Source organism: Acidovorax sp. 69, assembly GCF_002797445.1.
Taxonomy (GTDB): domain Bacteria; phylum Pseudomonadota; class Gammaproteobacteria; order Burkholderiales; family Burkholderiaceae_C; genus Acidovorax.
In genome coordinates this window covers 2,251,100-2,271,326 of sequence record NZ_PGEP01000001.1, presented here as the reverse complement: position 1 = coordinate 2,271,326, position 20,227 = coordinate 2,251,100, and the positions used below count along the sequence as shown (strand labels likewise).

The window sequence follows — 20,227 nt, the reverse complement described above, 5'->3', positions numbered from 1 at the left end:
AGCATTCACTGCATTTAGAACGTGCGCTAGGGGCCGAAAACCCCCACAAAGGATGTGTGGCGGCCATCACCGGCACTGGGCAACACCCTCGTGGTCCCGCAGCCGCCGCACACTCTGCGTCACCTGCGGTGGGGCTTGCCTCTTCTTCACTCGCGCGACCGGCCCCTGATCAGACCACGATTGAACTGGGCTCCGTCAGCAAACCGTCCAGCTGCGCAGCAGGCACCGGTCGGCTGAAGTAATAACCCTGACCCGTATCGCAACCCAAAGACAACAGGATTGCAGATTGCTGGGCGGTCTCAACCCCTTCGGCAATGGCTTCCAGAGCCAAACTTTGCGCTAGTCCGATGATGGCGTGCACGATGTGCTGGGCACTGGGGTCTTCGCCCAGATGGCGCACGAACGACTGGTCAATCTTGAGTTTGTGCACGCGCAGGCGCTGGATGTAGCTGAATGAGGAATATCCGGTACCAAAGTCGTCGATGGACAGCTGGACGCCAAGATCAAACAACTGCTGAACAATCGCAATCACTTTTTCCGGGGCATCCATGGCAATGCTTTCGGTCAACTCCAGTTCCAGCATCTGGGGTGGCACGCCACTGTCAGCCAGTGCCTGCCGCACCATCTCCACCAGCCCTGGATGGCGAAACTGCACCATCGACAAATTCACCGCCACCGTGAACCCGGTGTGACCTGCAGCGCGCCACTTGCGTGCTTGATCCAACGCCGTGCGCAAGACCCACTCGCCAATGCCCAAAATCTGCCCGCTGCTTTCTGCGACCGGGATGAACTCGGCCGGGCTGACCGCACCGAGATCCGGATGATTCCAGCGCAACAATGCCTCGACCCCGACAAGCCTGCGGTCGCGCAACCGGATCTGGGGCTGGTAGTGCAAGGCCAACTGGTCTTGCACCACCGCACTGCGCAGCGCGTTTTCGATCTGCAACACGCGCAACGAGTGGGCTTGCATGTCAGTAGAGAAAAACCGGTAGCTATCGCGCCCGGTCTCTTTGGCGCGGAACATGGCCGCGTCAGCGCACTGGGCCAGAGTTTCAAACTCATGGCCGTCTTCAGGATAGAGAGCAATACCAATGGATGATGTCACCACGAGTTCATGATGACCCAGCCGGCAAACGCGGCGCACCTCGGATTGCAGGCTTTCGGCCACATGCGCGGCATGCTGTGCATCCGCCAGGGGCAACACGATGATGAATTCATCCCCGCCCGGACGCGAAACGGTATCTTCATCGCGCACCACCAACTGCAATCTGCGCGCGATCTCCACCAGCAACTCATCTCCGACCTGGTGACCCAGGGAGTCGTTGACATTCTTGAAGTGGTCCAAATCCAGGTACAGCAGTGCAAGATGCTGCCCGCTGCGCTGGGTCAGTGCCAACGCTTGACTGAAGCGCGACGCAAACATCGTCCGGTTGGGCAACCCTGTCAGCGCATCGAAGTTGACCAGATTGCGGATCCGCTCTTCATCACGCTTGCGCTCTGTGACATCTTCCTGCACGGCCAGATAGTGGGTGATCCTCCCCTGCTCGTCATGGAGTGGCGAAATGATGGCCGATTCGTAGTATTCGCGGCCGTCCTTGCGGCGGTTGAGAAACTCGCCGCGCCACGCTCGCCCGGATGTCAGATGTGCCCAGAGGTCTGCGTACAACGACGGAGGCGCAGAGCCCGCACTCAGCAGGCGTGGATTGCGCCCCATGACTTCGCTCGCACTGTACCCGGTGGTAACGGAAAACGCCGGGTTCACGTACTCGATATTGCCCTCTGCTCCGGCGATAAAAATCGAATTGGGTGCCTGTTCCACGGCATGGCGCAGTTTGCGCAGCGTATCCAACGTCTGCACACGCTGGGTGATATCGCGAGACAACACCACGAAATGGGCCTGGGACTCTTCGTCCATCACTTTTCGGGCCACAGAAAGCTCAAACCAGTGTTTCCCATCGGGCAAATCCAGTGTGTACTGAAAATCCCGCGCCACACCATGCTCCGCAGCCGTGTCGATAGCCTTTTGCGCCACTGCGGCGGCCTCGGGGGAAGGGTATCGCGAACAGAACGCCCCAGGACCTGGTCTGAGGGCATCAGCAGCAGCTCTGGTTGACGCGTATGAACCTGCACGTAGTGGCCATCGCGCGTCACCTCAAACATCAGATCAGGCACTGCATCAAGCACCGCACGCAGGGCTTTGTCAGACTGCTTGAGGGCACGATAAGGTGCCTCAATGGTGCCCACGAAGATCGCCCGGTACAAATAGTAGTACCCCACCACTTTGTACACATGGCCCAGCAGATTGAAAGGGTCTGTGGCCGTCACATAAAAAGTAAAGAAAAATTCGCTCAGCGCCATCACCCAAACCGCAGCAAACAGTCGGGCCACATCAAAGGACGTGCGCAACCTGGCCAAGCGCAACAACAACACCAGCGAAGTGGCATACAAGGCAATCACACCATATTCAGCCCAAATCTTGAACGGCGTCAGGCCTTCCGGGCCGTAGGTCGCCGGATACCAGTGCGGATACCCCAAAACCAGCAGATGAACAGCAGCAACGACACACAGCACCAGCGCAAGCACCACAAATCGTCGTGGGCTTTCAGATACCGACTCCCCCAGTGCGTGCCAATGCAGGCTCAACGCCCAAACCAGACTCACGGCACCCACGTAGCGAGCGGGCAACCAGAAATTGATGCCTTTGGCCACCGAATTGGGGGTGATGTAGTCGGGCATCCCGGCATATGACAGCATGTGCGAAAAGTCCAGCAGTGCCACACCCAGAAAACCGCAGGCGAGGATGAAGACATTTCGCTGAGGGTTGATGCTGTGCGCCTTCCAGCCGACTGCAAACACCAGTGCTGACACAACAATCGAGAGGGTCTCCAACCCTTGGTGCAACACGAGGTAGTGCTGCACCCGATCAGGGCTCGCGACCGAAAAATAGCCCCATGCGACCACCATCGCCCCCGTCAGCAGCCACAAGATGGGCGCTATGCTCCGGAAACTGGCGATGTGCTGAGGATGGATCTGCCACCTGAAAAGGGTCATGGGCACCTTATTGATGTTTCGCTCGCCCCGCCCTCAGCGCAGCGGGGCTGTTACACATTTTTGCACCGCCGATTTTCAACCCAAAATAGACGCATCCGGCCCCAGAAACAAAAAAACCGCTGCAGCCTTGCGACTGCAGCGGTGGATGACTGGCGGAGTGGACGGGACTCGAACCCGCGACCCCCGGCGTGACAGGCCGGTATTCTAACCAACTGAACTACCACTCCTGGCAGGCAGCTTTTCGCTTGCGTTTCTCAACACAAGCCAAGCGCTACAACTTGGCGACCCCACGGGGATTCGAACCCCGGTACTCACCGTGAAAGGGTGATGTCCTAGGCCTCTAGACGATGGGGTCAAAACCTTGGAACTAACCGATAACAACAAACTGACAAATCTTGGTGGAGGTAAACGGGATCGAACCGATGACCTCTTGCATGCCATGCAAGCGCTCTCCCAGCTGAGCTATACCCCCAAACCTCTTTGACTTAAGCCAAAGAAAAACCCCTGCATGCAAGAAACTTGCAAAGGTTTTTGACTGGCGGAGTGGACGGGACTCGAACCCGCGACCCCCGGCGTGACAGGCCGGTATTCTAACCAACTGAACTACCACTCCTGGCAGGCAGCTTTTCGCTTGCGTTTCTCAACACAAGCCAAGCGCTACAACTTGGCGACCCCACGGGGATTCGAACCCCGGTACTCACCGTGAAAGGGTGATGTCCTAGGCCTCTAGACGATGGGGTCAAAACCTTGGAACTAACCGATAACAACAAACTGACAAATCTTGGTGGAGGTAAACGGGATCGAACCGATGACCTCTTGCATGCCATGCAAGCGCTCTCCCAGCTGAGCTATACCCCCACTTAATGACATCAATCACACTGTGTTTTTTGTCATCACCTGAGCCTTGAATTATAGACAGATTTTTAACGGTTTCGCAAACGCGCTACAACTTTTTCACGTCCGACCAGTTCCAGCACGGCATCAACGGATGGGGTGTGTGCCGTGCCCACGGTCAAGACCCGCGCAGGCATGGCCAACTGGGGCATCTTGAGGCCCTGCGCAGCCAGCACCTGCTTCAACGCAGCACTGATAGATGCCTTGTCCCATTCGCAGGCAGACAGTACATCGGCCAAGGCATCCAGCGCAGGAGCAATAGCTTCCGTGACATGCTGAGCACGTTCGGCATCGACAGGGGTCACCTCGCCATAAAACACATGCGCCCAGTCGGCAAGAGCAACGGTTGTATCGCAGCGGTCTTTGAACAGTGCACAGATACGGGGCAAGCGTCCATCGGCCAGCGCCTCCGCCGAAACACCACGCTGCTGCAATTGCGGCATCACCAGCACCGCCAGCGCATCGTCGGCCATGGCCTTCAGGTGCTGGGCATTCACCCAGCGCAGCTTGGCTTCATCGAACTGCGCCGCGCTGCGGCCCAGGTGGTCCAGGTTGAACCACTGCAGGAACTGCTCACGGCTGAAGATCTCATCGTCGCCGTGGCTCCAGCCCAAGCGCGCCAGGTAGTTCACCATGGCATCGGGCAGATAACCTTCATCACGGTACTGCGTGACAGGCTTGGCGCCGTTGCGCTTACTCATCTTCTCGCCCTGCTCGTTGAGCACTGTGGGCAGATGGGCGTATACCGGGGGTTCCTGGCCCAGTGCACGGAAGATGTTGATCTGGCGCGGCGTGTTGTTCACATGGTCATCACCCCGAATGACATGCGTGATGGCCATATCGATATCGTCTACCACCACGCAGAAGTTGTAGGTGGGCGTTCCGTCAGGCCGCGCAATCACGAGGTCATCGAGTTCATCATTGCTGATTTCAATGCGCCCCTTGACCTTGTCTTCCCAGGCCACGACACCGCCCTGCGGATTCTTGAAACGCAGCACCGGTTGCACCCCCGCAGGAACCGTTGGCAAAACCTTGCCTTCTTCAGGACGCCAAGTGCCGTCATAACGGGGCTTTTCCTTGGCTGCCATCTGCTTTTCACGCAAGGCATCGAGTTCCGCAACGCTCATGTAGCAGGGATACACATGACCGGCAGACTGCAAATCGGCGAGCACTGCTTTGTAGCGGTCCATTCGCTGCATCTGATAGAAAGGACCCTCATCATGATCGAGGCCCAGCCAGGCCATGCCCTCAATGATCACATCCACCGCCGCCTGGCTTGAACGCTCCAGATCGGTGTCTTCAATACGCAAAATGAAATCTCCACCCGTGGCACGCGCAAACGCCCACGGATAGAGCGCCGAGCGAATGTTGCCCAGGTGAATAAAGCCCGTGGGCGATGGTGCAAAACGGGTGCGAATGCGGCCCGTACCGGAGGCAATGTTTTCAGTCATATCAATAAGTTCTGGCCCCTCAAGGGGCCAGTTTCAAGATTCAGTCAATTCGACGGGCACAGGGCGACGCGCCACCCCACCGCACGACAAGCCCTTGAACGGGAGGAGTTCTTCACGCCTCCTGGGCGTTCGGAAGTGCGAGACGGGACGTATCCTCCTCGCCTTCTTCCACCCCTACACGCCCTTCGTTCAGGCGGGCAATGCCTTCGGCGGTAATGTCACCCGTCACATAGACCCCGTCGAAGCAAGACGCATCAAACCCCACGATAGCGCTGTTGAGCGAACCCACAGCCTTCTTCATGCCATCCACGTCTTGATAGATGAGTGCGTCGCAACCAATCGCCTGGCGAATTTCTTCGACTGTGCGGTCATGGGCCACAAGTTCGCTGCTGGTTGGCATATCGATACCGTACACATTGGGGTAACGCACCGGTGGAGCCGCGCTGGCCAGATACACCTTGCGAGCACCTGCGTCGCGCGCCATCTGCACGATTTCACGGCTGGTCGTGCCACGCACGATCGAGTCATCCACCAGCAGCACATTGCGGCCCTTGAATTCACTGGCGATCACGTTGAGCTTCTGACGCACAGACTTCTTGCGGACGCCCTGCCCTGGCATGATGAAGGTACGACCCACGTAGCGGTTCTTGACAAAACCCTCCCGGTAGGGAACGCCCAACAGATGCGCCAGTTGCGTCGCGCTGGGGCGGCTGGACTCAGGGATCGGGATGATCACATCGATTTCGCTGGGTGGCACGGTGGACACCACGCGTTTGGCCAGCGCCTCGCCCAGGTTCAGACGGGCCTGGTAGACAGAAATGCCATCGAGCACCGAGTCTGGACGCGCCAGATAGACGAATTCAAAGATACAGGGGTTGAGCTGCGGGTTGTCCGCGCATTGGCTGGCATGTACCTTGCCGTCCATCGTGATGAAGATCGCCTCACCAGGATTGATATTGCGCTCGAACACATGCGATGTGCCCTCCAGCGCGACCGACTCGCTGCCCACCATCACGGTGCCATCCTGACTGCGCCCCATGGCCAGCGGGCGGATTCCATGCGGGTCGCGGAAAGCCAGCAAACCATGGCCCGCAATCGATGCGATCACGGCATATGAACCTTTGATACGTTTGTGCACAGCGCGCACAGCGGTGAACACCTCTTCGGGCTGCAGAGGCACACCACGGGTGGCACGTTCAAGCTCATGGGCAAACACATTCAACAGGACTTCCGAATCGCTGTCCGTGTTTGTATGGCGATGGTCCGTCTGGAACAACTCAGTGCGCAGCTCGCGGGCATTGGTCAGGTTGCCGTTGTGCACCAGCACGATGCCGAACGGAGCATTGACGTAAAACGGCTGCGCTTCTTCTTCGCTGTAGGCATTGCCTGCCGTGGGGTAACGCACCTGACCCAGGCCCACATTGCCCGGCAGCGCGCGCATGTTGCGGGTGCGGAACACATCGCGCACCATGCCCTTGGCCTTGTGCATGAAGAACTTGCGGCCCTGCTGGGTCACGATGCCCGCTGCGTCCTGACCGCGGTGCTGCAAAAGCAGCAAAGCGTCATAGATCAGCTGATTGACGGGCGCTGGACTGACGACGCCGACGATTCCACACATAGTTGTATTCCATCCGTTTGCGGGAACAGCCCCGCGGCAACCATGCAACAACAGCTTCTGGCCGCTGCCGCAGTGATATCTCAAGAAGGCAGATGCCTACCAAATTCTTCCGGCAATGCCGGTTTCAAGCCCCTGAGCACTTCCGCCAGTACCGGGGCACCCTGCGATTCCTGCCACCAAGCGGCTTCGTGCAGTGAAGTCAAACCCACCACGACGGTCAAGGCCAACAACAGCACCAGCCCCCGCAGCACTCCAAACACAGCCCCCAGCGTGCGATCGGCTGGTCGCAGGCCAATGGCCTCCACGAGCTTCTTGGCCAGCCAGGTCAAAAACCCGCAAACAAAAACCGCCGCTACAAAAACCACCACAAAACCTGCCGCATAACGCAGCGAACCTGCGGAATCACCCATGGGCAGCAGGGCCGCCATATCTGCCGCAAACCACTGCGCAACAAAAAAAGACACCACCCACCCCAAGAGCGACAACACCTCGAACACCAGACCGCGCCACGCCCCGATCAGCATCGAGGCGAGCAGCACCGCGACAAAAATCCAATCCAGCGCAGCCATAGATGCCAGAAACCTGGGCCTTTTACAGCGTGAGCACCGAAGCAGACAGGTCCAGCGCCTTGATGCGCGCAGCCGCCTTGTCGGCCTCGACCCGGTTGGTGAAAGGCCCCACGCGAACCCGCGTGCGCTTTCCGTCCTTGGTATCCACTACCTGGGTGTAGGTCTTGAGACCGGAACGCTCTACTTTGGCGCGCGCTTCGCGGGCTTTGTCCGCATCGGCAAAAGCCCCCACTTGCACAATAAACCGCCCATCTTCGGCCCCGGCTACTGCAGGCGGTGCGGACTCAGCACTGCGGCCCTCCAGCAGCGCTCGTGCGCGCAGGGAGTCGTCGGTGCGTGTCGGCTTTGGTTCGGGCGCAGGTGCAACGGGAGGCTTGGTGTCGTGCTTTACCTCCGGTTTGGGCGCAACCACAGGCGCGGCAGCGACCGAGGCAGGCTTGGACACCGCAGGGCGAGTCCCCTGCACCAGTTCTTCGCCTTCCGACAGCCCGTTGGCAGCCGCGCTGCGCGACGGCGACAAACGCGGGGTCACAGCTGCGGCTTGCGGCACAACAGGGGCCGCAGGTTTCGCGGCAGGCACCTCGGCCACGGGCGCAGGTACCACCAAGGGAGCTACCTTGTTCCGGTCTGGAATCTCAATGGGAATATCCACCGGAATAGGGCGTGGCTGGGTATCAAACAGCAGCGGAAATCCAATCACCCCCAGCAACACCAGCACCGCAGCGCCAATCAGCCGATGTCGGGCACGACGGCGCATGACCTCAATACTCTCGCCCTGTGGGGTTCGCGGGCGCTTGGACGGCTTTTCGGCCTGTTGCTGCTCGCCCTGACCGGGCCACCGAAACTTGAAAAATGCCATGGAGTAACGACTCGTGCGGACCTTATGCGCCCAGATGTTTGGCGTGCAGGCGAGGTGTTCCGTTGATCAGCACACCACCTACCGTGTAAAACGAGCCAAAGACCACGATTCTATCAGCGGGGTCTGCGGCAGCGACCGCTGCCTGCAAGGCCCGCATGGGGTCGGCATGCAAGGTGGACGTGACTTCACGCCGGCCGCCCGCCACCATGTGGACGGCATTCCATTTCTGCTGCAAGGTAGCCGCAGACTCAGCGCGGGGGGTTGGCAGATTGGTGAAGTACCAACGGTCCACCAAGGGGCCCACCTTGGCCAGCATGGGCGCCAGGTCCTTGTCAGCCATGGCGCCAAACACCGCATGCGTGGTGGGAAAGAACCCCATCGCATCCAGATTGGCCGTGAGTGCCGCCACAGAATGGGGGTTGTGTGCCACATCCAACACCAAGGTCGGCTGGCCCGGCACGATCTGGAACCGGCCTGGAAGCTCAACCAAAGCCAAGCCATTGCGCACCGCCTGCGCGGTCACGGGAAGTCGATCCCGCAAGGCCTCCAGCGCAGCCAGCACGCCCGAGGCATTGACCAACTGGTTCGCTCCGCGCAAGGAGGGATATGCGAGCCCCGCATAACGCCGACCGCGCCCCGCCCAGTTCCATTGCTGCTTGTCACCCGAGAAATTGAAATCGCGCCCGAAACTCCAGAGGTCCGCACCAATCTCCCGCGCATGGTCCACCACACTCTGCGGGGCCACGGGATCGCTCACGATCACAGGGCGACCGGTGCGCATGATGCCCGCCTTCTCGCGGCCAATGCTCTCGCGATCGGGCCCAAGATATTCAATGTGATCGATGTCGATGCTGGTGATGATGGCGCAGTCGGCATCAATGATGTTCGTCGCATCGAGACGACCGCCCAGCCCCACCTCAAGAATCGCAACATCCAGCAGCGAGTGGCTCATCAACCGAAGGATAGCCAGGGTAGTGAACTCAAAATAGGTCAGGGATATTTCATTGCCATTTTGCGTTCTCGCGCACTCCACAGCATCAAAGTGCGCTATCAAATCAGATGCAGAAACGCTCTCCCCGTGTACACGGCAGCGCTCCTCAAAGTGCACCAAATGGGGCGATGTGTACACCCCGGTTCGGTAGCCCGACTGCTGGGCCACGGCTTCCAGCATGGCGCAGGTGGAGCCCTTCCCATTGGTGCCCGCCACCGTGATCACAGGACACTCAAAACGCAGCGCCATACGACGCGCAACTTCACTGACCCGGTCCAGGCCCATGTCAATGTTGTGGGGGTGCAACTGCTCGCAGTGGCGCAGCCACCCTTCCAGTGTGTGGGGTTTGATTTGCATACAGCGGGGGATTGTCGCCGAGCTGACTTCACCATTTGAATTTCGAGGATGATGCTCGGCATGAAAAACGTGAGCATGACCCTCTACGGTATTCCGAACTGCGATACCGTCAAAAAATCCCGCCTCTGGTTCACCGAACATGGGCTCGACTACCAGTTTCATGACTTCAAAAAACAAGGCGTCCCCACGGAACATCTCCCCGATTGGATGAACGCCCTGGGCTGGCACAAGCTGGTCAACCGCCAGGGGACCACCTGGAGAAAGCTGGAGGCCGACGTGCAGGCGGCAGTGAAAGACGACGCCAGCGCCAGCGCTCTCATGCAAAGCCAGCCGAGCGTGATCAAACGCCCTGTGGTCGAGTGGCGCAGCGCAGGCCATACCCGGCTTTCTGTGGGCTACGCTCCCGATCAATGGCAAACATGGCTGGACGCAGAACACAAAACCGGACAAACCCGCGGAAGTGGATCTGACTGACAGGGATCTGGCTGAGATTTGCCAGCCAACACGGGAAAATCGCACAAATCTTTACGCAGATTTACGACGGCCAGGCCCCGAATTGACCTTACGGGCCTAAACTTTTCTTCCGTCTGGTGCGTTATGTACCGACCCGAAAAGGAGTTTCTCCATGAAAAAGATCGTCATTTTTTCTGCCATGGCAGCCATCGCCACCATGGCCAGTGCGCAAGAACAGGGCCGCGTGTTGTCTGCGACGCCCATCGTTCAGCAGGTCGGCATCCCTCAGCAGGTATGCGGCAATGAAACCGTTTACAACGGCAACCGCACCACAGGGACTGGCGCCGTGATTGGCGCCATCGCAGGCGGCGCTGTCGGTAACAGCATTGGCAAAGGCAGTGGCCGTGCTGCCGCCACCGCCATTGGCGTGCTGGGTGGGGCCGTCGTGGGCAATCAGATCGAGGGCAACGGTCAGCCGCAGTACCAAAACGTGCAGCGCTGCACCACCGAGACTTACTATGAAAACCGCACCGTAGGCTACAACGTGGTCTACGAATACGCTGGCAGGCAATACACCACGCGGACCCAGAACGATCCGGGTCGTTGGATTCCAGTGAACGTCCAGCCTGCAGGTCAAACCTACTCCACCCAGCCAGACCCATATGCCGCACAAGGTGTCTACAGCCAGCCCGGCGTAGTGACATCCACCTACCCTGCGCAACCGGTCTACCAACAGCCCCCCACTTACGTCACACCGCCCGTCACGGTGATTGAATACGGCTACGACAGCGGGCGGCCTTACTACCCGCACCATCGCAATCCCTATTGGCGCTAGACACGAAGCATCTGCAGCGCAACGCCAGCAGGACATGAAGAAAAGAGCCCCTCGGGGCTCTTTTTGTTGGAGTCAATGGCCCCGCCTGCAGGTTTCGTAGGCCTGCGCAGCAAACGTCACTTTCACCCTGCCCTAAAATCTTGGGTTTCCTTCACCCAAACCTGCGCATCCATGACCACCGAAAAAATCGACGGCGTGTCCGTCACCACCCAGGCCAATGTGTACTTTGACGGCAAGTGTGTGAGCCATGGCATCACCTTTCCTGATGGCACCAAGAAGTCGGTGGGGGTGGTACTGCCCGCTACGCTCACATTCAATACCGGCGCTCCTGAAATCATGGAATGCGTGGCTGGTTCATGCGAATACAAACTGGCTGGCACCGACGCCTGGGTGAAGTCTTCAGCCGGCGACAAGTTCAGCGTGCCCGGCAACTCGAAGTTTGACATCCGCGTCACCGAGGCTTACCACTACGTCTGCCATTTCGGCTAATCGCACCCAGACTGCAACGGACTCCGCACATGGCCACCATTCTCCAAAACCTGCCCCTCGGGCAAAAAGTCGGTATTGCCTTTTCAGGCGGCCTCGATACCAGCGCTGCGCTGCACTGGATGAAGCTCAAGGGCGCCATACCTTACGCCTACACCGCCAACCTAGGCCAGCCCGACGAACCCGACTACGACGCCATCCCCCGCAAGGCGATGGAATACGGTGCAGAACAAGCCCGCCTGGTCGACTGTCGCACGCAGTTGGCCCATGAAGGCATTGCCGCCCTGCAGGCTGGCGCCTTCCACATCTCCACCGGCGGCCTGACCTACTTCAACACCACACCCCTGGGCCGTGCAGTGACCGGCACCATGCTGGTGGCCGCGATGAAGGAAGACGACGTCAACATCTGGGGCGACGGATCGACCTTCAAGGGCAACGACATCGAGCGTTTCTACCGCTACGGCCTGCTGACCAACCCATCCCTCAAGATCTACAAGCCCTGGCTGGACCAGCTGTTCATCGACGAACTGGGCGGCCGCGCCGAGATGTCGGCGTTCATGACGCAGGCCGGTTTTGGCTACAAGATGAGCGCCGAGAAGGCCTACAGCACCGACAGCAACATGCTGGGCGCTACACACGAGGCCAAGGACCTGGAATTCCTGTCCAGCGGCATCCGCATCGTGAACCCCATCATGGGTGTGGCGTTCTGGAAGCCAGAAGTCGAAGTGAAGGCCGAGGAAGTGTCTGTGCGCTTTGAAGAAGGCCAGCCCGTGGCGCTGAACGGCGTGGAGTTCAACGACCCCGTAGAGCTGATCCTGGAAGCCAACCGCATCGGTGGCCGCCACGGCCTGGGCATGAGCGACCAGATCGAGAACCGCATCATCGAGGCCAAGAGCCGCGGCATCTACGAGGCCCCTGGCCTGGCGCTTCTGCACATCGCCTACGAGCGCCTGGTGACCGGCATCCACAACGAAGACACCATCGAGCAGTACCGCATGAACGGCCTGAAGCTGGGCCGCCTGCTGTACCAGGGCCGCTGGTTCGACCCGCAGGCCATCATGCTGCGCGAAACCGCCCAGCGCTGGGTGGCCCGCGCCGTGACCGGCACCGTGTCGCTGGAACTGCGCCGTGGCAACGACTATTCGCTGCTCAACACCGAAAGCCCCAACCTCACGTACCACCCCGAGCGCCTGTCGATGGAGAAGGTGGAGGACGCACCGTTCTCCCCCGCAGACCGTATCGGTCAACTGACCATGCGCAATCTGGATATCGTGGACACGCGCAGCAAGCTCATGACCTATGCCAAGTCTGGGCTGCTGACACTGGGGCACGGCTCGCCGCTGCCGCAGCTGAGCAACGACGACAAATAAAGCGGATACCTCGCTGCAATGATAAAAAAGCGCCTCGGGGCGCTTTTTTATTGCCATTTTTGCCGGCAGCGCACGTCAATAAAGCGCCAGTAGCTACAAATTACATAGCAAAAAGAAGGTCTGTCTCACGACTGCGGTGGCTCATCACACACACGGTCTCGGCCAGTGGTCTTGGCTTGGTACAGGGCACCATCTGCCCGTGCCAGCAGGGTTTCCACCGAGTCACCAGACCGTACCGTGGCCACGCCCGCGCTGATTGTCACCGGTTGCCCATGGGCGAAAGCATGCTGACGCACGCACTGCAACAAGCGCTCGGCCTGCTGCGCAGCCTGCTCGCCCGTGGTTTCATGGCAGACCACCACAAACTCCTCGCCACCCCAGCGGCACACGGTATCCACCTGTCGCACCGTCGCCTGGATCACGCGTGCCAACTCGACCAGCACCTTGTCGCCCATCAGATGGCCCTGGCCGTCGTTGATGCGCTTGAAATGGTCGATGTCGAGCATCAACACCGACAACGGGCGCAAATACCGCTGCGCACGCTCCACGTCGAGTGCAAATGAGCGCGCAAGACCATGGCGATTGAGCAAGCCGGTCAGCAGGTCTGTCTGCGACTGTGTACGCAACTGGGCATTGAGCTGGTGCAGTCGGCGCATCCACACCAGGCTGGTGAGCGCCACGGCGGCCAACAAGGCCAAAAGCCACAGAACCAGGGTGTAGTCGGTATCCACCTGAGTCACCACATTGATCGACACATGGTGATCCACCACACGCGACCGGTCCTCGGCAGTCAGCGTGGCGATTCCCTTGTCGAGCAGATCACGGAGAACCGTTTCGGATTGGAGAACGCCCACACGCAACTGGTTGTCATACCCAGGTATCTGCCCAGATATCTTGAGATTGAACCAGCCGTGCTGTTTGATGGTGTGCGCAGCAACGATGAGAGAGCGCAGCGTCATGTCGGCCTTGCGCTCAGACACCATCTTCAACGCTTCGGCCTCGGACTCCGTGCCCACCAGAATGAGATGGGGGTAGTCCACACGCAACCGCTCCATCATGGCCGTGCCACGCGGCAGGGCCATGGTTTTGCCAGACAGCGTAGACAAATTGGCGATGAAGGGGTGTTCCTCCCGGGTGATCAGCACATTGGGGTCACTGAGCAGGGGTTCCGTGAAAATGAGCCAGCGCTCGCGCTCAGGCGTACGGTTGAGAAAGCTCATGAGACGGCAGTTTCCCGCCTGCGACGCCACCAGGGACTCTTCCCAGGTGCGGGTCTGGTGCAGCTTGAATTGCATTCCCAGACGTTTTGCCACCAGATCCAGCAAATCTGCCGAAATACCCACATGCTGCCCGGAGGTGTTGATCGTCTCAAACGGCCACCAGTCAGGGTCCACACACAGGCTCACGGGATTTTGTGATGCCAGATAGACCGTCTCACTCTCGGAGAGCTGCTGGGCGGCCGACAGCGAGGCCGCGAAGCACAACACCCCAGCCACCAGGCATTGAAAAAAACCGTGCACTGAAAAACTCACACCACCACCGGCTCGGGCTCCAGGCGAATGCCAAAGCGCTCATAAACGCTGGTCTGAATCGCCTTGGCAAGCGTCATGACCTCGCCCCCCGTCACGCTATCTCCACCATGGCCACGGTTGACCAGTACCAGCGCCTGCTTCTCGTAAACGCCCGCCTTGCCGATGGATTTTCCTTTCCAGCCGCACGCATCGATCAGCCATCCAGCGGCCAGCTTGATGCTGCCATCCGGCATGGGGTAATGAACGATCTTGGGCTCGCGCGCAATGATGTCGGCGCACTGGTCGGGCGACACCGTGGGGTTCTTGAAGAAACTGCCCGCGTTGCCCACCACGGCGGGATCGGGCAGTTTGGCGCGGCGGATGTCACAGATCCAGTCGAAGATCTGCTGCGCGCTGGGGTGCTCCACACCCTCCTCCATACGGCGGCGCTCCAGATCAAGATAGCCCAATACGGGCTTCCACGGCTTGGGAAGACGAAACCGCACATGCGTAATCACCGCTCGGCCCGCCAGCCCCATGCCACGCGGCAATTCACCGGCGCCCTGCGCATCCGAGGGGGCATGCTTGAATACCGAATCCCGGTAGCCAAAACCACATTGCGCCGCATCAAGCCTGAATGGCTGGCCCGTGGCCAGATCAATGGCATCCAGCGCTTCAAAACGGTCCTGCAACTCCACACCGTAGGCACCAATGTTCTGCACAGGCGAAGCCCCCACGGTGCCAGGTATCAGCGCCAGGTTCTCCAGCCCAGGAAATCCCTGTTTCAGCGTCCAGGCGACACAATCGCTCCATACTTCTCCCGCGCCCGCCTCCACGATCCAGGCCTTGGGGGTTTCTTCAACCAGGCGCAACCCCTTGATCTCTATCTTGAGCACCAGGGGTTTTACATCCCCCGTCAGGACGATGTTGCTGCCACCACCCAGCACAAACTTTGGCAAGGGGGCCAGCGCTGAATCGGCCAGCACCGCGTGCAAATCTGCTGCGGAGCGCACGCGCACCAGGGTTTGGGCACGTGCAGCGATGCCAAAGGTGTTCCAGGGCTGCAAAGGGACGTTTTTCTCGACTACCATTGGCCCGATTGTCGCATCCGCCCCTCTGAGGGCCGAGCGGACCGCCCCCGTATTCCCGAGATTGAGAGCCACCATGCCATCTTTTGACACCGTCTGCGAAGCCAACCTGGTTGAAGTGAAGAATGCCGTAGAGAACACCGCCAAGGAAATTGGCACCCGCTTTGACTTCAAGGGCACGTCAGCCAGCATCGAGATCAAGGACAAGGACATCACGCTGATCGGAGACGCCGATTTTCAGCTCACGCAGATCGAAGACGTGCTGCGCAACAAGCTCACCAAACGCAACGTGGACGTGCGCTTTCTGGACATGGGCGATGTGCAGAAAATGGGTGGAGACAAGGTCAAGCAAGTCATCAAGGTGCGCAATGGCATCGAGAGCGAGCTGGCCAAGAAGATCCAGAAACTCATGAAGGAAAGCAAGCTGAAGGTGCAAGCAGCCATCCAGGAGGACAAGGTGCGCATCACCGGTGCCAAGCGCGACGACCTGCAGGCCGCCATGGCGCTGATCCGCAAGGACGTGACCGACGTGCCACTGTCTTTTGACAACTTTCGCGACTGAGCGGCAAACGAACGCGCCGCATTCCTCACAGACAACGCCCTTGCCATGTCACGCCTACAGACGCCGCGCCGGCTACCCACTCTGGTAGCCCTTTGTGGGCTGTTGCTGGTGCCGACAGGGGCCCAAGCACAGGCGGTCGCACTGGCGGGCGTTTTGGGCAGCAAGGCTTTGCTGGTGGTGGATGCCAACCCACCCCGTGCTGTGGGTGCCGGAGACGAATACCAGGGCGTGAAAGTGATTGCCGTCACTAAAGAAGAAGCCACCGTGGAGGTCAAAGGTGCGCGGCGCACCCTTCGCCTGGGCGAGGCCCCCGTGAGCGTTGGCGGTCGCAGTGGCGGCAAAAAGGTCACTTTGGTCGCAGACAGCCGCGGGCATTTCGTGAGCAACGGCACCATCAACGGACAGGTGATGCAATACATGGTGGATACAGGTGCCTCCACCGTGGCCATTGGACGGCCCGACGCCGAACGCATGGGACTGAAGTACCAAAACGGCCAGCCAGTGCGGGTGAATACCGCCAACGGCATGGGCCAGGGGTGGCGGATGAAACTCGACTCCGTCCGCATTGGTGATGTAGAGGTGTTTGGGGTGGAAGCCATCATCACCTCTCAATCCATGCCCTATGTGTTGCTGGGCAACAGCTTTTTGACCGAATTTCAGATGACCCGCATCAACGACCAGATGGTGCTGGAAAAACGCAACTGACACGGCCCGCGCAATGTCTGCCCACCCTCCCGTCAGCCACCCGCACTCCGAAGGTGAGTACGAGGATCTTCTGAGCCTCTGGTCTGATCTGGAATCAGCCCTGTCGGTCTTGTTGTCCCGGCCCCTGCAAGTGCAAGACTTTCCGGGGAAGGTGCGGCAGTTCGACAAGTGGTTGCAGGACCTGGTGGCGCACGATAACGATGCCGCCTTGTACCTGATGTTCCAGCTGGCATCCACCTCTACCGTGGGCTACAGCGCGTCCCATGCGCTGGTCTGCGGCACGCTGTGCCACATCATGGCGCTTGAACTCCAACTCCCGCAACGGGAGCGCGACAGTCTGGTGCGGGCTGCGCTCACCATGAACATTGGCATGACGGCCCTGCAGGACGAGCTGGCAGAGCAACGCGAGCGGCCCAACGCCACGCAGCAGGAGGCCATCAAAAGCCATCCGGAAGAAAGCATGATGCTGCTGGAGCGCCTGTTCATCAACGATGCGCTGTGGCTGGACGTGGTAGGGCAGCACCACGCCAACATTGCGGAGCGCATCCCTCTGGCCCAACAGGAACCAGAGGACCGGCTCACACGCATTCTGGGAACCATAGACCGTTATGCAGCCATGATCAGCCCCCGTAAATCGCGCGCCGGCCGCAGCGCCACCGATTCGGTGCGTGCCATCGTGGGGCAAGAAGTGGACCAGCGTGATGAGGTGAGCTACACCCTGGTGCGGTCCATCGGCCTATGCCCTCCGGGCACCTTTGTGAAACTGGACAACGGTGAAACCGCCATCGTGCTGCGCCGCAGCGAAAAGGCCAACCACCCGCTGGTAGCCAGTCTGCTGGACCACACTGGCACGCACCAGGTCCAGCCTAGCCTGTACCAGACTGCCTCTGGAAAACCGCGCATCCAGTCGGCCTTGGCACGCTCTGCGGTGAGCCTGGAACTCAATCACCGCACCATGGTGCGTTTGGGTTTGTATGCAGCCCAGCACAGCACGGGTCTGCGCGGACTGATCACCGGGCCAAGCTCGCTCTGAGCCTCCACAGCAGCCCGATCGGCCAGGCGCGGCCATCGAACTGGCAATAGTTAGCCGCCTATTTCGGGGCCTTGCCCGAACCATTTGCGGCAGCCTTGGCCTTTTTGCTGCCCAGGCGTGATTCTTTGCCCGCAATCAGCCGCTGGATGTTCTCTTTGTGGCGCCCTGCCAGCAGCAGCGCCATGACCACCATCGAGGCAGCGATCGTGCCCTCGGCATACCAAACCACACCATCCACCAGCAGGTAATACACCGGCGCAAAAGCGGCAGCCACCAGAGACGCCAGCGAGGAATAGCGGAAGAAGAACGCAATGATGAGCCAGGTGGCCGCTGTGGCCAGGCCCAGCCAGCCACTGATGCCGAACAGCACACCCAAGGCCGTGGCAACCCCCTTGCCACCCTCAAAACGAAAGAACACCGGCCACAGATGCCCCAGGAAAGCGGCCAATCCGACCATCGCCACAGTACCGTCTTCCAGGCCATAGGGGTGTCCGAACCACATGACCAGGGCCACGGGCAACCAGCCCTTTATGGCATCGAGCAGCAACGTCACGATGGCCGCAGGCTTGCTGCCAGAGCGCAGCACATTGGTGGCCCCGGGGTTCTTGCTGCCGTAGGTGCGGGGATCGCTCAGGCCCATGACACGCGTCACGATGACGGCAAACGACAGCGAGCCCAGCAGGTAGGCGGCCACAGCGGCAAGAACGGGATACACGGCGGTCAAAGCAACTCCTTATGGATGAGATTCATGGCGGGCGGGCTATTCTGCCAGCGCGCAAAGCACAGGTTTTGCGGCCAGCAGCTGCAGGCAGACCTGTGGATCGATCTGCACCAGAAAACCTCTGCGTCCACCGTTGATGGCAATGCGCGGCAGCGCAAGAATGGTCTCCTCAACGTAGACCGGCATCGCTCGCCGTGTGCCAAACGGCGATGTGCCACCCACCAGGTAACCACTGTGCCGATTGGCCACCTCCGGCGCACAAGGCTCCACCGACTTGGCCCCAATCTGGCGCGCGAGGTTCTTGGTAGAGACCTTGCGATTGCCATGCATCAACACCAACAGGGGCTTGGCATCCTGGTCCTGCATGACCAATGTCTTGACCACGGTGTAAGGGTCGAGCCCCAAGACTTGGGCACTGTGCAGCGCACCACCATGCTCCAGATATTCGTAGGGGTGCTCGGTAAAAACCACCTTGTTCGCCTTGAGCAACTGGGTGGCGGGTGTCTCGGAAACGTGATCTCTCTTGGCCATGGTGCAAAGTGCGTGGATCGCCAATGGTATCCATTTGTGCACACCCCAAAACCACAGCAGGATCAGAACACGGCCCCAGCCCTCTTAGTTGCCTCGTTGGTCGCCCCCTTGCGCCGCCCTACCTTGCGCTTGCCATACTCCTCGATGGCCGCCACAAGCGCCTGCGTGAACTGCTGCACCAAGGCTGACGGAGAACGCCCCTGGGCCGCCAACACCTGCAGGCGCCGCTGCTGTAACTGCGCCTCGTCAAAGGGCCGGGCTGCCAGAAGCCCCGCCTCCACCCAGCGCGCCGCCGTCAAATAGCTGGCCAACGCCACATCGTGCCCTTCAAGCAAGGGCAGCAACGCCGACGAAAAATTGCTCTCCACCGCCGGGACATAGCGCACGCCCTGCACGGCACAGCTCAGGTCAAACAATTGCCGCCCAGTCGTGTTGCCAGCCCCCAGAAGCAGCGGGTAACGCACCACATCGGCCACACTCACGCTGTGCTGGCGGGCCAGCGGATGCAGCACCGGCATGATCGCGTAGATCGGGGCAATGGCCGAATGCAGCACCTGGAGCCCTTTCTCGGGTGCGACGCTGTACTTCAGTGCCAGGTCGACCTCGCCCCGCAGCACCAATGTGGACACCTCCTGCGGCACGGCCACCTGCAATTGCAGCTGCACCTGGGGATGGACCTGACGAAAGCCCGACATCACCAGCGGCATGAAGCTGGCCGCAAAACCCTCCGTGCAGGCCAGTCGAACCCGCAGAGCGCCTTGCACCGACAGGTCGTGCAATTGCTCCACCAACTCCAGTGCCTGCGCATCGTGGGCATTGGCATGGGCCAGCAACCGGGTGCCCGCCTCGGTCAGGCTCATGCCACGGGCCTGGCGCTCAAACAGCACCACACCCAGGCTGCCTTCCAATTTGCCCAACTGGCGACTCACAGCCGACCCGGCCACGTGCAGGCGCTGCGCTGCCTGATTGACGGAGCCGGCGCGCGCCACTTCCAGAAAGTAGCGCAAAGGCAGGCTGAGCAGTGAAATGGGCATGGTTTATTGATTCACATAAAGGCAACGGTCAATTGCCAAATCTCTATTCAAAGCAATGGTAAACCAGCATCCATCTTGCATGTCTTGAGGCTCCAATTCATCCATGCC

19 protein-coding genes and 6 tRNA genes are annotated in these 20,227 nt (G+C 59.9%); 7 read left to right on the top strand and 18 right to left on the bottom strand.

Going from position 1 to position 20,227, the window contains the following annotated elements; genetic code table 11:
• Nucleotides 1-169: 169 nt before the first annotated feature.
• The 13 genes from CLU85_RS23345 to folC all read right to left on the bottom strand — a co-directional run bounded on the left by CLU85_RS23345 (nucleotide 170) and on the right by folC (nucleotide 9,790).
• On the bottom strand, nucleotides 170-2,032 hold the full coding sequence (locus tag CLU85_RS23345) for a bifunctional diguanylate cyclase/phosphodiesterase (protein WP_232727790.1): 1,863 nt from the start codon (nucleotides 2,030-2,032) through the stop codon (nucleotides 170-172).
• On the bottom strand, nucleotides 1,915-3,051 hold the full coding sequence (locus CLU85_RS23340; protein WP_232727938.1) for an MASE3 domain-containing protein: 1,137 nt from the start codon (nucleotides 3,049-3,051) through the stop codon (nucleotides 1,915-1,917). The genes CLU85_RS23345 and CLU85_RS23340 overlap by 118 nt, the downstream gene beginning before the upstream one ends.
• Nucleotides 3,052-3,201: 150 nt before the next feature.
• Nucleotides 3,202-3,278 (bottom strand) — tRNA-Asp (locus CLU85_RS10465).
• A gap of 52 nt (nucleotides 3,279-3,330) precedes the next feature.
• Nucleotides 3,331-3,406 (bottom strand) — tRNA-Glu (locus CLU85_RS10460).
• 41 nt (nucleotides 3,407-3,447) lie between these two features.
• Nucleotides 3,448-3,523 (bottom strand) — tRNA-Ala (locus CLU85_RS10455).
• A gap of 64 nt (nucleotides 3,524-3,587) precedes the next feature.
• A tRNA-Asp gene (locus tag CLU85_RS10450) sits at nucleotides 3,588-3,664 on the bottom strand.
• Nucleotides 3,665-3,716: 52 nt separating this feature from the next.
• Nucleotides 3,717-3,792, bottom strand: a tRNA-Glu gene (locus CLU85_RS10445).
• Between the two features lie 41 nt (nucleotides 3,793-3,833).
• Nucleotides 3,834-3,909, bottom strand: a tRNA-Ala gene (locus CLU85_RS10440).
• 65 nt (nucleotides 3,910-3,974) lie between these two features.
• Nucleotides 3,975-5,396 (bottom strand): glutamate--tRNA ligase, encoded by a 1,422-nt coding sequence (gltX, locus tag CLU85_RS10435; protein WP_100410203.1) that lies wholly within the window; start codon nucleotides 5,394-5,396, stop codon nucleotides 3,975-3,977.
• A 112-nt stretch (nucleotides 5,397-5,508) separates the two neighbouring features.
• Nucleotides 5,509-7,014: an amidophosphoribosyltransferase gene (gene purF / locus CLU85_RS10430; RefSeq protein WP_100410202.1), complete on the bottom strand. Its 1,506-nt coding sequence runs from the start codon at nucleotides 7,012-7,014 to the stop codon at nucleotides 5,509-5,511.
• 80 nt (nucleotides 7,015-7,094) lie between these two features.
• Entirely contained in the window at nucleotides 7,095-7,583 is a 489-nt protein-coding gene (locus CLU85_RS10425) for a CvpA family protein (protein ID WP_100410201.1), read from the bottom strand.
• A gap of 22 nt (nucleotides 7,584-7,605) precedes the next feature.
• The gene (locus tag CLU85_RS10420) at nucleotides 7,606-8,442 is read right to left on the bottom strand and encodes an SPOR domain-containing protein (RefSeq protein ID WP_100410200.1); all 837 of its coding nucleotides are present in this window, start codon (nucleotides 8,440-8,442) and stop codon (nucleotides 7,606-7,608) included.
• A gap of 22 nt (nucleotides 8,443-8,464) precedes the next feature.
• Complete coding sequence (gene folC / locus CLU85_RS10415; RefSeq protein ID WP_100410199.1) at nucleotides 8,465-9,790, bottom strand: bifunctional tetrahydrofolate synthase/dihydrofolate synthase; 1,326 nt, start codon at nucleotides 9,788-9,790, stop codon at nucleotides 8,465-8,467.
• Nucleotides 9,791-9,838: 48 nt separating this feature from the next.
• Here folC and CLU85_RS10410 point away from each other — a divergent pair, with 48 nt between their 5' ends.
• The 4 genes from CLU85_RS10410 (at nucleotide 9,839) to argG (ending at nucleotide 12,934) form a co-directional block, all read left to right on the top strand.
• On the top strand, nucleotides 9,839-10,264 hold the full coding sequence (locus CLU85_RS10410) for an ArsC family reductase (RefSeq protein ID WP_100410198.1): 426 nt from the start codon (nucleotides 9,839-9,841) through the stop codon (nucleotides 10,262-10,264).
• Nucleotides 10,265-10,415: 151 nt separating this feature from the next.
• Nucleotides 10,416-11,078, top strand: a complete 663-nt coding sequence (locus CLU85_RS10405; protein ID WP_100410197.1) for a glycine zipper 2TM domain-containing protein — start codon at nucleotides 10,416-10,418, stop codon at nucleotides 11,076-11,078.
• Nucleotides 11,079-11,249: 171 nt separating this feature from the next.
• Entirely contained in the window at nucleotides 11,250-11,567 is a 318-nt protein-coding gene (locus CLU85_RS10400; protein WP_100410196.1) for a pyrimidine/purine nucleoside phosphorylase, read from the top strand.
• Between the two features lie 29 nt (nucleotides 11,568-11,596).
• The gene (gene argG, locus CLU85_RS10395; RefSeq protein WP_100410195.1) at nucleotides 11,597-12,934 is read left to right on the top strand and encodes an argininosuccinate synthase; all 1,338 of its coding nucleotides are present in this window, start codon (nucleotides 11,597-11,599) and stop codon (nucleotides 12,932-12,934) included.
• A gap of 125 nt (nucleotides 12,935-13,059) precedes the next feature.
• On the opposite strand, the gene CLU85_RS10390 is transcribed toward argG, so the two are convergent.
• On the bottom strand, nucleotides 13,060-14,421 hold the full coding sequence (locus CLU85_RS10390) for a diguanylate cyclase (RefSeq protein WP_198509169.1): 1,362 nt from the start codon (nucleotides 14,419-14,421) through the stop codon (nucleotides 13,060-13,062).
• A gap of 41 nt (nucleotides 14,422-14,462) precedes the next feature.
• Nucleotides 14,463-15,536 carry a UDP-N-acetylmuramate dehydrogenase gene (gene murB, locus CLU85_RS10385; protein WP_100410194.1) on the bottom strand — a complete coding sequence of 358 codons (1,074 nt, stop codon included), beginning with the start codon at nucleotides 15,534-15,536 and terminating at the stop codon, nucleotides 14,463-14,465.
• Between the two features lie 73 nt (nucleotides 15,537-15,609).
• On the opposite strand from murB, the gene CLU85_RS10380 reads away from it, so the two are divergent.
• The 3 genes from CLU85_RS10380 to CLU85_RS10370 are packed head-to-tail and all read left to right on the top strand — an operon-like array spanning nucleotide 15,610 to nucleotide 17,833.
• Nucleotides 15,610-16,095, top strand: a complete 486-nt coding sequence (locus tag CLU85_RS10380; RefSeq protein ID WP_008906652.1) for a YajQ family cyclic di-GMP-binding protein — start codon at nucleotides 15,610-15,612, stop codon at nucleotides 16,093-16,095.
• A gap of 45 nt (nucleotides 16,096-16,140) precedes the next feature.
• Nucleotides 16,141-16,800, top strand: a complete 660-nt coding sequence (locus CLU85_RS10375; RefSeq protein WP_100410193.1) for a TIGR02281 family clan AA aspartic protease — start codon at nucleotides 16,141-16,143, stop codon at nucleotides 16,798-16,800.
• 13 nt (nucleotides 16,801-16,813) lie between these two features.
• Complete coding sequence (locus CLU85_RS10370) at nucleotides 16,814-17,833, top strand: HD-GYP domain-containing protein (RefSeq protein WP_100410192.1); 1,020 nt, start codon at nucleotides 16,814-16,816, stop codon at nucleotides 17,831-17,833.
• 58 nt (nucleotides 17,834-17,891) lie between these two features.
• On the opposite strand, the gene plsY is transcribed toward CLU85_RS10370, so the two are convergent.
• From plsY to CLU85_RS10355, 3 genes are all read right to left on the bottom strand, one after another.
• Nucleotides 17,892-18,557: a glycerol-3-phosphate 1-O-acyltransferase PlsY gene (gene plsY / locus CLU85_RS10365; protein ID WP_100410191.1), complete on the bottom strand. Its 666-nt coding sequence runs from the start codon at nucleotides 18,555-18,557 to the stop codon at nucleotides 17,892-17,894.
• 36 nt (nucleotides 18,558-18,593) lie between these two features.
• Entirely contained in the window at nucleotides 18,594-19,085 is a 492-nt protein-coding gene (locus CLU85_RS10360; protein WP_100410190.1) for an aminoacyl-tRNA deacylase, read from the bottom strand.
• A 62-nt stretch (nucleotides 19,086-19,147) separates the two neighbouring features.
• Entirely contained in the window at nucleotides 19,148-20,119 is a 972-nt protein-coding gene (locus CLU85_RS10355) for a LysR family transcriptional regulator (protein ID WP_100410189.1), read from the bottom strand.
• Nucleotides 20,120-20,227: the final 108 nt, after the last annotated feature.